This is a genomic window from Nocardioides sp. Z38_18 (assembly GCF_058215695.1).
Map to the genome: position 1 here is coordinate 122,466 of NZ_JBZAJE010000003.1, position 11,980 is coordinate 134,445.

Genomic DNA, 11,980 nt, shown 5'->3' on the forward strand with positions numbered 1-11,980 from the left:
CGCGCCATGTCGAGCACCACGACTCGCGTCTCCGAGGAGTCCGTAGAGCGAACGCCACCGCACGTCTCTGTGACGCTCTCGCGAGAACAGCTGGCCCTGTCGGCCATCGTGGTCGGTCAGGCGACGTGGCTCGGCTTCATCATGCTGCGCGGCTGGTACAGCGCAGCGGACCTGCCGAACCTGGCCTACGCCAATGGCCGTGGCCTCAGCTGGGACTACCTGACCAGCACGCTCGGGGGTCACTTCGGTGCTGCCCAGCGGCTCGTGTACTGGCTCCTGAACAGGGTGGTCCCGCTCGAGTGGTGGTTCACCGTGCTGATCCGGCTCGCGTTCCAGGCACTCACCACCGTGCTCCTGTGGCGACTCCTCCGCACACTCGTGGGTGCGCGACCCTGGCTCTGGGTGGTGCTGGTGGGCTACGCGTTCAGTCCCTACCTGGTGCCGGGCATGGCAGCCCTCAACAGCGGTCTCGGACTGGGCATCGGACAAGCGTGCCTCGTCGGCGCCCTGCTCGCTCAGGTGCGGTACACCCGAGAACGCCGCTTGGTGGACGCCGTGGTCGTCGCGGTCCTGACCCTGATCATGCTCGCGTTCGCCCAGCAGTCGCTGCCGATGGTCGTCCTCCTGCCGCTCCTCTCCTTCGTGTTCCTGCAGCAGGGGCCGTGGCGCGACCGCGTACAGGGCGGGCTCAGCCTGTGGCGGGGGTGGGTCGTCCTCGCGGCTGCCGGCGCGGTGTTCGCGACGTTGTACCTGGCCGGTGACTACAACAGCCCGGACTCGGACTTCTCGATCGGCGACGGCCTCTGGCTCGCGGGACAGGGGTGGCTGGTCATCCTCGGTCCGGCGCTCGTGGGAGGCCCGTGGCAGTACTACTCCTTTCCTCATCAGTGGAGCCTGTACGCCGAGCCACCGCTGTTCCTGCTGGTCCTCGGGCAGGTGGCGCTCCTGGGCCTGATCGCGCTCAGCGTGCGGCGAACCGGCCGGTTGGCGCTGGTCGCGTGGCTGATCCCCGTGTGGACCGCCATGGGAAGCCTGGTGCTCGTGGGATCCGGTCGCTGGTGGCTGGGGGAAGTGCTGCCCAGCATCCTGCGGTACAGCTACTACGTCCCGCTCGCGCTCGCTCTCGGGATCGCGCTCGCGTTCGGGGCGAAGCCCCCCAGCGAGCCGGCGAGGACGGGCTCCCGAGCCGCCGGCCGGTGGTTCGACGAGCGCCGACGACGGGCGCTGGTCAGCGGGGCCGTGGTCCTGCTCCTGGTGTCCTGTGCCCTGTCCACGGTGAGGTTCGCCGAGCGGTTCTGGCAGAACCCGGCGCGGGACTACACCGCGAACGTCCTGCGGAACGCTGAAGAGCGCGGTCCCAGCGTGCAGCTCTACGACACGCTGCTCCCGGAGGCCATCGTTCCCTACATCTCCGAGATGTTCCTCTCCGATCTGCTGGGCCTGGGGGGCGCGTCGGCGGACTTCGACGGCCCGTCGAAGGACAGGTTGACGGTCGACGGATCCGGCCAGTTCGTGAATGCCAAGTTCCTGTCGGTGGCTGACTACAAGAGCCCACGCATCCAGGGCTGCGGCATCTTCGTCAGGGGGGAGGGGACCACTCGCATCCCGCTCGCCGAGGTGAACAGGGCGAAGGAGTGGTTCCTGCAGCTCGAGCTCTACCAGCCCCGAGCGAATCGGGTGACCATGTCGGTGCTCGACAAGGACGGGGAGGAGCTGGCCGTGACCAGCGGCTCACCCAAGCTGGAGCTGAAGGGGACGCTCGTCCAGCTGCATCGCCGTCTCGACACGGGCATCCCGGCGGTGATCGAGCTCGAGTCGAGCGACCCCGAGACCAACTTCTGCCTGGTGCACACCTACGTCGGCGTCCCCGTGCCCTGAGCAGTGACGACCGGCCAACCACTACGCTTCGCGCATGCGGTCCCTCGCGACGATGAAGAGCGTGTACGCCGGGTCCGCCCGGGGAGTACGCCGCACGCTGGACCGCCTCGGGCTCGACGCCGAGGCACCTCCGCTGGACCGGCGCTGGCGGCACTGGGCACACAGCCTGACGCTCGTGCACGACTCGCAGGCGATGGCCGAGCTCGACGTGCCGTGGTGGACCTACCGCGCGCTCACGACGGTGGAGGAGTGGCTTGCCGCCCGCTCGGCCCCGGCGAGGGTCTTCGAGTACGGCTCGGGCGCCAGCACGGTGTGGCTGGCACGGCGCAGCGGACAGGTGCACAGCGTCGAGCACCACGCCGGTTTCGCCGAGCTGATGGGTTTCGCGCTGGCCGGTCACCCGAACGCGTCCGTGCGCGTGGTCGAGCCGGTGCCGAGTGCCGACCCGTCGGTGCCCTCGCGCAAGGAGGGCCACGAGGGGCTGGACTTCGCCCGGTACGTCGCTGCCATCGACGAGGTGCCCGGGTCGTTCGACCTCGTGGTCATCGACGGCCGTGCTCGAGAGGCGTGCCTGGCCGCCGCGGTGGGCAGGCTGGCTGCCGACGGGCTCATCGTGTTCGACAACAGCCGTCGGCGACGCTACCGGGACGCGATCACACGCTCTGGTCTCGTCGAGCAGGTGTGCGCCGGTCTGACGCCGACCTTGCCGTACCCCGAGCAGACCTCTCTGCTCTCGCGCCCCTGAGGCCACGCAGGCCCCGCAGTCCGAGACTCGCCGCAGCGAGTGCGACGTCGGCGAGAACGAGCAGCACCCGTGAGGCGAGGGCAACGGTCACCGCGGCGTCAGCGCCCACCACTGGTCCCAGGGTCAGGACGAGGACCCCTTCCCGGACCCCGGCCCCCGCCGGGGCCGGTATGAACGCCAGTCCCGCCGCCCACGCCAGGCCGATCCCCCCGACCGCCACTGCGGCGTCGAGCGGATCGAGGCGGCCGTAGGCGCTCATCAATGCGAGCAGGTGGGCTCCGAGCAGCACCCAGGCCAGCACGGCCCACGAGCCGGCGCGAACCAAGCCGCTGGTGGAGATCCGTGCGTCGAGCCGCTCGCGCCCGGACCACAGCGCGAGCCGGTCGAGGAGAAGGCTCACGATCCGCGGGTGGAGCAGGGCCACGAGCGGGGGGAGCAGCACGAGGAGCCACCAGTACCTGCCCAGCCCGTCGGGGCTGGACCAGGGCAGCAGCACCGCCCCGACAACGATCCCGGTGACGGTCAGCATCGTGAGCAGCAGGATGCTCGCCGCGAGCATCACCCTGCGAGGTGCTCCCCAACGCGCACCGAGGCTCACCTGGGCCACCACCGGCCACACCGAGCCGGGGACGTACTTGCCGAGCTGGCTGGTGTAGAAGACGGTGGCGGCGTCACGGGTGCCGACCTGCACCCCGAACCCGCGCAGCAGCGCCAGCCAGGTGCGCTCCATGCACATGCTCCCGGCGATGGCCAGGATGGCCGCGAGGCCCACCCGTGCCGGGCTCAGCTGTCGGGCGGCTGTCGCCAGGTCACCGCTCTCCCTGGCCAGCAGGTAGCCGCAACCCACGACGACCAGCATCGCGAGCAGTACTCGCAGCAGCCGGCGGCGCGGCCACGCTGCCCGACGGTCCTCGCTCAGGGTCTGGCCGCTCGGTCGCGCGCGAGTGCTGTCTCCGGCGGGGGGAGGTCCACCCCCGGGTAGGGGACGCGGAAGCGATTGCGCTTGGTGTGCTCGAGGTTGTCCTCGATCAGCTCGCGGTTGGTGCGGATCAGGTCGGAGATCACCCCGAGCATCACACTCATGAAGGCGAGGATCAGCAGCAGCGCCCCGAGGAGCAGCGACTGGAGGTGGCCGTCCTCCCGGTCGCGCAGCCACAGCACGCCGTACCGCACGAAGGGGATCATCCCCAGCAGGCCGAAGACTCCGGTGAGCCAGGCGAACAGCACGTACGGCTTGTACATCATGTAGGACCGGACGATCGCCGCCATCGACTTCGCCACGTGCTCCGGTGTCGAGCGGAACAGTCGTGACTCGCGGGACTTGGCGTTGGTCGTGACCGGGACGCTGTCGATCTTCAGGCGCTTGTTGCCCGCCTGGATGATCGTCTCCATGCAGTAGCTGAACCGGGTGAACGTGTTCAGCACCATCAGGCTCTCCCGCGAGTACGCCCGGAAGCCGCTGGCGGCGTCGGGGAGCTCGGTGCCCGCTGCCCGGTTGACCACGGCGCTCCCCACCCGCTGGAGCAGTTTCTTGAACGGTGAGAAGTGATCGATCAGGTGCGTCTGGCGATCGGCGATCACGAGGTCTGCCCGGCCCTCCACAATGGGGCGGACGAGATCGGGGATGCGCTCCTGGGGGTACTGGTTGTCGCCGTCGGTGTTGACGAGGATGTCTGCGCCCAGCTCCAGCGAGCGCACGACGCCGTCCCTGAACGACCGGCCCAGGCCCTGCGTGCGAGCGTGGTGGACGAAATGGGTGACGCCGTGCTCCCGCGCCACGGCCACCGTGCGGTCGGTGCAGCCGTCGTCGATGACGAGGATCTCGATCTCGTCGATGCCCGGCACCTCGCGCGGGATCGTGGCGAGGACGGACGGAAGCGTCTCCTCCTCGTTCAAACAGGGGATCTGGACGATCAGCTTCACTGGGCCCTCGTTGTTCGTCGCTGTCGGGACGCGTAGGGGGCCACGCTAGCCCGTGCGGCGCCGGCAGGTGAGGTTTGGTGGGGCTCACGCGAGCCGTTGTCGACGCGCCAGGTGACCGGCCGTGGGGACCCCGCGGCCGGAGTCGGCATCGGCTAGAGTCGCCGGGTGCCAGAGCCGCTCACTCGGAAACCGCAGCCCTGGGCGCCCACGCTCCGCCGTTCCGTGCGGCTCTTCCGCGCGTTCCGCGTCGAGCAGACCCAGCCCGAGGTGTTCTACGGCGCGCTCGCCGAGGATGCGGTCGGCCACGTCAGCCAGTACACCGATCTGCCGGGGAGCCGGATGCTCGACGTCGGAGGTGGCCCCGGCTACTTCCGCGGTGCCTTCGAGGAGGCGGGAGCCACGTACTTCGCCCTCGACGCCGACGTCGGCGAGCTGTCCGGCCTGGGTGAGATCGCCTCCGGCACCGTGATCGGCAGCGGCATGCAGCTCCCGTTCGCCGACGGCGCCTTCGATGTCTGCTACTCCTCCAACGTGCTCGAGCACGTCTCCGACCCGTGGCGGATGGCCGAGGAGATGGTCCGGGTCACCAGGCCCGGTGGCGTGACGTTCGTGTCGTACACCGTCTGGTACGGCCCCTGGGGCGGGCACGAGACCGCGCCCTGGCACTTCCTCGGCGGCATGCGCGCCCGGAAGCGCTACCGCCGCCGGCACGGGCGGGAGCCGAAGAACCGCTTCGGCGAGTCCTTGTTCCCGGTCACGGTCAAGGCGGGGGCGGACTGGGCACGCCGGCAGACGGAGGCCGAGGTGCTGGACGTGATCCCGCGCTACAACCCTCGGTTCGCCCGGTGGCTGACCCGGCTCCCGGTCCTGCGTGAGCTGGTCACCTGGAACCTGGTCATCGTGCTCCAGAGGCGATGATCGACCCCACCACCGCACCGGATCGAGTCACCTGGCGCTTCCGGCTGGCGGCGTGCTGTCTCGTCCTCGTCGCGGTGGCGTTCTCGCAGCGACCCGGCCGGATCGTAGGTGACACCAAGCTCGACCTGGTCGTGAACCCGGCCGGTCTGCTGGCCCGGTCGCTGCACCTGTGGGACCCCCAGGGCGGGTTCGGCCAGGTCCAGAACCAGGCCTACGGCTACCTGTTCCCGATGGGACCGTTCTTCTGGCTCGGTGACGTGCTGTCCGTGCCCGGGTGGGCGGTCCAGCGGCTGTGGTGGTCCCTGCTGCTCGTGGTGGCCTTCCTCGGCGTGGTCAAGCTGGCCGGGGTCCTGGGCCTGGGCTCGCCCACGAGTCGCCTCATCGCCGGGTTCGTCTACGCGCTGTCGCCGCGGATCCTGACCCTGCTCGGACCGATCTCCATCGAGGCCTGGCCGAGTGCGGTCGCCCCCTGGGTGCTGGTCCCGCTCGTCATCGGGTCGCAGAGAGGGTCCCCGAGGACAGCTGCCCTGCTCTCCGCCCTGGCAGTGGCCGCTGTCGGCGGTGTGAACGCAGCAGCCACGTTCGCGGTGATCCCGCTCGGTGTGCTGTGGCTGCTGACCCGGACGCCTGGTCCCCGCCGACGCTCGATGATGACCTGGTGGCCGGTGTTCGTGCTGGTGGGAACCGCTTGGTGGCTGGTGCCGCTCCTGCTGCTCGGCCGCTACAGCCCGCCGTTCCTCGACTACATCGAGACGGCTTCCGTGACCACGTTCCCCACGACGCTCTTCGACGCCCTTCGCGGCACCTCCCACTGGGTGCCCTACGTCGACGGGACCTGGCAGGCGGGCAACGACCTCGTCTCGACCAGCTATCTCGCGCTCAACAGTGGGGTGCTCCTGCTGTTCGGGATCGCCGGCCTGACCCTGGCGAGGAACCCGCACCGCCGGTTCCTCGTCGTGTCGACCTTCGTCGGGCTGCTGATGGTGACCGCAGGCCACGGTGGTGCGCTCCAGGGTTGGTTCAGCGACGCGGAGCGCAGCGCGCTCGACGGGGTGCTGGCCCCCCTGCGCAACGTGCACAAGTTCGACCTCGTGATCCGGTTGCCGCTCGTGCTGGGCCTCGCCCACCTCGTCTCGGTGATGGCAACCAGGGCCTCGGAAGCCGTCCGGGAACGGGGCACCCGGCGCAGGTGGGCCGGACTCGTCGGCGAGCGGTTGGTCTACGCGAACGTGCTGCTGCTGTGCGTGGTCTCCGCGGTCGGGGTCGCCGGTCCGGCGCTGTCCGGCCGGTTGGGTGCAGCCAACGACTTCGAGTCGATCCCCGGTTACTGGGCGCGTACGGCGGACTGGCTGGCCGAGAACTCGAAGGATGCCACCGCCGTGCTCGTGCCCGGGTCCAGCTTCGGCTACTACCTCTGGGGCGACCCCGACGACGAGCCGCTCCAGCCGCTCGCCGGCTCGCCCTGGGCCGTGCGTAACGCCGTACCCCTCGCCCCGGCCGGCAACATCCGGATGCTCGACGCCATCGAGGCCCAGCTGAGCTCCGGACGTCCCTCGACCGGACTTGCCGGCTACCTGCGCCGGGCGGGGATCGGCCACCTCGTCGTCCGCAACGACCTCCGACCGAGTGAAGCACCGGCACCGGTGCTCGTGCACCAGGCACTCGACGGTTCCCCCGGGATCCGGCCAGTGGCCAGGTTCGGTCCGCGGGTGGGCACCCAGGCCCGCCTCGACGGCAAGCTGCGCGACACGGTGGTCAACGACGGGTGGACCGGTCGGCACCCCGCCGTGGAGATCTACGAGGTGGACGGCGCGGAGAAGGCCGTCGTGGCCTCCCGGTCTCCTCTCGTCGTGGGAGGCCCGGAGGACCTCCTCGGGCTGATCGAGTCGGACCTGATCGGGGACGAGCCCGCCGTGCTGGCGGTCGACGCCACCGAGGGAGCCGACCACGAGGGACTCGTCCTCACCGATGGTCTGCGTCGTCGGGAGGCCAACTTCGCACGCATCCAGAACGGGAAGTCGGCCACCCTCGAGGGCGATGACGAGGGGCGCCGGGGGGCGCCGGCGCGGGACTACACCATGGACGACGGCCGGTGGGAGACCAGGGCCCGGATCCTGGGGGCACGGGAGGTGTCCGCGTCGTCCTCCCGGGCCTTCGCCGACACTCCAGACGCCGTGCTGCCGGAGACGCTGCCGTTCGCCGCCTTCGACGGCCTGCTCGACACCGCGTGGGAATCCGGCGATCCGGGCGCGCGCCGTCCCTGGATCGGGATCCGGCTCGAGCGCCCCCGCAGCGTGCCGAGCATCGTGGTCGTCCTCGGCGGTGAGCCCGGTGACGAGGACGCCGCTGCGCGTCTGCGCGTGGAGACGGACCGCGGGTCGAGCAAGCCGGTGGTGGCGCTGCCCGGTCAGGCCGTGACGATCCAGCTCCCGCCCGGGAGGACCTCGAGCATCAAGGTCGCCAGTGCGGAGCCGGCGGGAAGCCACCTGTCCGTCGCCGAGATCCAGGTCCCCGGGGTCGACGTGGACAGGACCCTGGAGCTCCCGCGGGTGCCCGCCCGCTGGGGGGCTCCTGACTCCATCCTGCTGTCCGCCACCTCCGGTTGGCGTGACGCCTGCGTGAACGTCGGGGTGGACGTGCGGTGCGGGGTCGGGCGCGGTCGCGTGGGGGAGGAGCCGGGAGCCCTCGACCGCACCCTGCGGCTCGGCGTCGGCGCGTCCTACGAGATCTCCGCGAAGGCTGCCCCGGTGGACGGGGCCGCTCTCCAGGGGCTGATCCAGCGTGACCAGCTGGTGAACGTGCGGGCGTCGTCGACCGCGGTCGACGACGCCCGCGCGTCCGCCGTGGCCGCCATCGACGGCGACTCTGGAACCACCTGGATCGCCGATGCCGACGACGATCGCCCGACCCTGTCGGTCCAGTGGCTGGCCGAGCGGACGGTCCGTTCGGTCCAGGTGAAGCTGGACCGCCAGGCGGCGGCGTCACGGGCGACACGCCTCGAGCTGGTGTACCCCGGGGGAAGCCAGATCGTCGACCTCGACGAGACCGGGACCGCCCGAGTGGAGCCGTTCCGGGCCACGCGCGTCGACATAGGTCTGACCAAGGTCGAGAAGACCAGGAACCTGCGCGCCGACGGCAGCCGGGAGCGCGTCGGCGTGGGTGTCAGTGAGCTTCGGCTCGGGGGGACCGGCCTACTGCCGATCACCCTTTCCGAGACGCCCGTCGACGTCGGCTGTGCGTACGGCCCGACGTTGCGGGTGGGCGACGACCTCTATCCGACAACGGTGACCGCCTCACCCCGCCAGCTGTTCGAGGGCGGGATGCTGCCCGCGACCGTGTGTGGCCCGCCCCGGATCGAGGTCCCGTCGGGGTCGACCCGGGTGGTGCTCGCTCCGGCGCCGGCCTTCCGCGGCGTACGGGTGGTCATGCGGACGCGGACGCCTCCGGAGGCGGCCGTTTCCTCGCTCTCCCTCTCCGGTGCGTCGCCGGTGGAGCGCGAGCTCGTGGTGCCGTCGGGGGAGAAACCGCGGATCGCCGCCGTACGCGAGAACCAGAGCACCGGATGGGTCGCCGCGGTGAAGGGGGAGGGCACTGCTACCCGGGTGACCGTGGACGGCTGGCAGCAGGGCTGGCGGCTCGACGGGCAGGTGGACCGGGTGGAGCTCTCGTTCGCGCCCGACCGGCTCTACCGGGCCTCGCTCGCCCTCGGCGGCGTGCTGCTGGCGTTGCTGGCGGCGGCCGGTTGGTGGCTCAGGCGACGTCCCGGGTCCCAGCCGCCGCTCGGAGCGCGACGGATTCCTCCGTGGGTCCTGGCCGGCGGCGGAGTGCTGGCGCTCGGCGTGATGGCCGGCTGGTGGGCACTCGCGTGTGGCGCTGCCGCCGTGGGAGCGACCGCGCTGCTCAGGCGCCGCGTGCACCCCGACCTCGTCTCCTGGATGAGCGGACTGCTCGTTGCGACCGCGGCAGTCTTCTACTGGCAACGCCCGCTGGGCTCACTCGAGGGATGGGCGGGCGTCCTGAGCGCACCTCAGCTGCTGGTTGCCGCGGCGCTGGGGCTGCTGGTGTCCACCGACCTGCCCCTCCGGGGACCGGGAAGGTCCTTGAGCCGCATCGCCGGTCGTTCCACGAGCCGGTACAGCGCCTCGGACACCAGGAGGCTGATCACCAAGGTGAGGGCGAAGAGCTCGAAGGTCCGCCCCTCGAAGAGCGCCATGCCGCGGCCCCGGGCCACCAGCTCGAGGATGACGAGATGGACGCAGAAGAGGCCGTAGGAGAGGTGCCCCAGGTGCCGTAGCGGGCGCAGGGACAGCACGCGCACGAACCGTCCCGACGCAGGGGCGAAGACGCACGGCAGGATCAGCAGTCCGGCCGTCGCGGCGTAGAGCAGGTTCTTGGTCACGGCCTCGCCCAGGCTCGGGGCGGTGAGCGAGGACGGGCCTGCCAACGGAGTCGCGGAGATGGCGAACAGCGCCAGGGCCGCGGTCCAGCAGACACCGGGCGAACGCCCCATCACCTGCAGCAGTGGCGCCAACCTGCCCAGGTCGTCGCCGGGATCGCCGCCGTCGTCGCTTCTCCGGCCGGCCTGCCGGACGCGCACGTGGCAGGCAGCGAGGACGAGTCCCACCGCGAACCACGTCAGGTACGACGGCACCCACAGCGCGGCCAGGGGGCTGACGACCTCCAGGCGCTCGGCCAGGTCCAGCAGCCACACCGCGTTCAGCAACACCAGCAGCACGGCGACGGTGCCCGTCCTGCCCGCGGACGGGCGGCCGTGGCGCCGCCGGGACAGGGTCGCCCACATGATCACCGGCAGGAGCACGTAGAAGGCCCCCTCGGTGGCGAGGCTCCACGTCTGGGTGAGACCGTCCGGCAGCCGGTCGTCGAGGTAGATGTTGGTCATCGTCAGGGTCCGTAGCCACAGCCCGGGGGAGGCCTCGTCGTTGCCGGGGAGCAGCAGCAGGGCGCCCGTGGCCGCCAACAGGTAGACCGGCATGATCCGCAGCGCACGTCGCCACAGGTACCGCCCCGTCGAGGGCGCCGGTGCGCCACGCGCGTGGCGTTCCAGCCAGGACCGGGAGAGCAGGAAGCCGGAGAGCACGAAGAAGATCGCGACGCCGATGTCCAGGCGCGCAAGCGCCGTGCCGAAGCGCGACTGGCTGTAGGCGCCGCCCCAGAACGAGGCGTGCGTCGCCACGACCGCGATGGCCGCGACCGCACGCATCGTGTCCAGGGCGGGCAGTGTCGTCAGGGCCCCGGTGCCGCGTGACGTCGTCTCCTCGGCGGCGACGGGCGCGGTCATGGTGCGAGCGCTGGCGTACGACGGGACACGGAGCGACTATGACATGCGCCGTCCCGTCGGGCCGCCACTGCCGCCCGGACCCGTGGCCCCCACGGACCGGTAGCCCGCGATCGGCAGCTGGACCACTGATCAAAGACGACGCCCCAAGGTCTCACCATCTGAGTGCTTCGTGCGCTACGGTGCGGCGACGATCGTTCTGGGAGGGACACTTACATGCGCAAATTGATTCCGGTGCTGTTCGCTTTGGGCGGCTTCTTGCTGGTCGCCGGGCTGATCGCGGCCCTGTGGGCACCGGGGATGGTCAAGAAGACCCCCCTCGACGTCAGCACGACCACCAAGCTCAGCGGCCAGGCCGAGAAGCTGAACACCGCGACCGGGGAGCTCGAGAGCAACCCCGTCAAGGCCACCAACGAGACCAAGACGGACTCGAAGATCTCCGACGACAAGGTGGTGGCCTGGGCCAACAGCTCCTGCCTGGTCATCGACCGCGACGACCCGCCTGCGTGCGTCGACGGCACCGACGACCGGCTGATCTCCGCCGACACCGACGTGTTCGCCACCGACCGCGAGACCGCGCTGGCGGTCAACGACGGCAAGTACCTGCCTGCGGACGCGAGCGAGCACAAGGGCCTCATGAACAAGTGGCCCTTCGACGCCGAGAAGAAGACCTACCCGTACTGGGACGGCACGGCAGGCAAGGCCGTCGACGCCGAGTACGTGCGCTCGGTCAGCATCCGCGGCATCGAGACCTACCTCTACCGGGTCGAGATCAAGGATGCGCCCATCGAGATCGGTGAGGGGATCAACGGCACCTACGACGACGTCAAGGAGATCTACGTCGAACCGCGGACCGGCTCGATCCTGAACCAGACCGACGACCAGCAGCGCTACCTCGACGACGGCGACAAGGTCCTCGACCTGCAGCTCGCGTTCACCGACGCCCAGACCAAGACGAACGCGGACGACGCGAAGGCCAACATCTCGCGTCTGAACCTGATCACCAGGACGATCCCGATCGTCGGCATCACCGGCGGCCTGATCTGCCTGATCGGCGCCGGCGTGCTGCTGCTCCTGAGCGGCCGCCGCTCCTCGGGCGCGGACGACGACGCACCGCGCCGCAAGCAGAAGGTCGGCGCACACCAGGGCTGATCCGGGGTTCCGACCCCGACACGACACGAGCCGCTGCCCGACCGGTCACACGGTCCGGCAGCGGCTCT

The 11,980-nt window shown here is 70.7% G+C and carries 7 protein-coding genes and 1 pseudogene; 5 read left to right on the forward strand and 3 right to left on the reverse strand.

Features of this window, described 5'->3' with window-relative positions; translation table 11 throughout:
- Positions 1-6 precede the first annotated feature (6 nt).
- A complete protein-coding gene (locus tag AC4BGC_RS19895; protein WP_490557338.1) occupies positions 7-1,878 on the forward strand; it encodes a hypothetical protein in 1,872 nt (623 codons plus the stop codon).
- Positions 1,879-1,912: 34 nt separating this feature from the next.
- A complete protein-coding gene (locus AC4BGC_RS19900; RefSeq protein WP_490557339.1) occupies positions 1,913-2,623 on the forward strand; it encodes an O-methyltransferase in 711 nt (236 codons plus the stop codon).
- On the opposite strand, the gene AC4BGC_RS19905 is transcribed toward AC4BGC_RS19900, so the two are convergent.
- Both AC4BGC_RS19905 and AC4BGC_RS19910 read right to left on the reverse strand, forming a co-directional pair.
- Entirely contained in the window at positions 2,532-3,482 is a 951-nt protein-coding gene (locus AC4BGC_RS19905) for a lysylphosphatidylglycerol synthase domain-containing protein (protein ID WP_490557340.1), read from the reverse strand. The genes AC4BGC_RS19900 and AC4BGC_RS19905 overlap by 92 nt on opposite strands.
- 56 nt (positions 3,483-3,538) lie before the next feature.
- On the reverse strand, positions 3,539-4,546 hold the full coding sequence (locus AC4BGC_RS19910; protein WP_490557341.1) for a glycosyltransferase family 2 protein: 1,008 nt from the start codon (positions 4,544-4,546) through the stop codon (positions 3,539-3,541).
- A 165-nt stretch (positions 4,547-4,711) separates the two neighbouring features.
- Between AC4BGC_RS19910 and AC4BGC_RS19915 the strand changes: the two genes are divergently transcribed.
- Together AC4BGC_RS19915 and AC4BGC_RS19920 are read left to right on the forward strand one after the other, a co-directional pair.
- Positions 4,712-5,464: a class I SAM-dependent methyltransferase gene (locus tag AC4BGC_RS19915; RefSeq protein ID WP_490557343.1), complete on the forward strand. Its 753-nt coding sequence runs from the start codon at positions 4,712-4,714 to the stop codon at positions 5,462-5,464.
- A pseudogene (locus AC4BGC_RS19920) lies at positions 5,461-8,655 on the forward strand (DUF3367 domain-containing protein); the annotation flags it as partial. The gene AC4BGC_RS19915 and the pseudogene AC4BGC_RS19920, both read left to right, overlap by 4 nt.
- A gap of 836 nt (positions 8,656-9,491) precedes the next feature.
- Here AC4BGC_RS19920 and AC4BGC_RS19925 read toward each other — a convergent pair.
- A complete protein-coding gene (locus tag AC4BGC_RS19925; protein WP_490557345.1) occupies positions 9,492-10,763 on the reverse strand; it encodes an acyltransferase family protein in 1,272 nt (423 codons plus the stop codon).
- 213 nt (positions 10,764-10,976) lie between these two features.
- Between AC4BGC_RS19925 and AC4BGC_RS19930 the strand changes: the two genes are divergently transcribed.
- Entirely contained in the window at positions 10,977-11,912 is a 936-nt protein-coding gene (locus AC4BGC_RS19930; protein WP_490548579.1) for a PorA family protein, read from the forward strand.
- Positions 11,913-11,980: the final 68 nt, after the last annotated feature.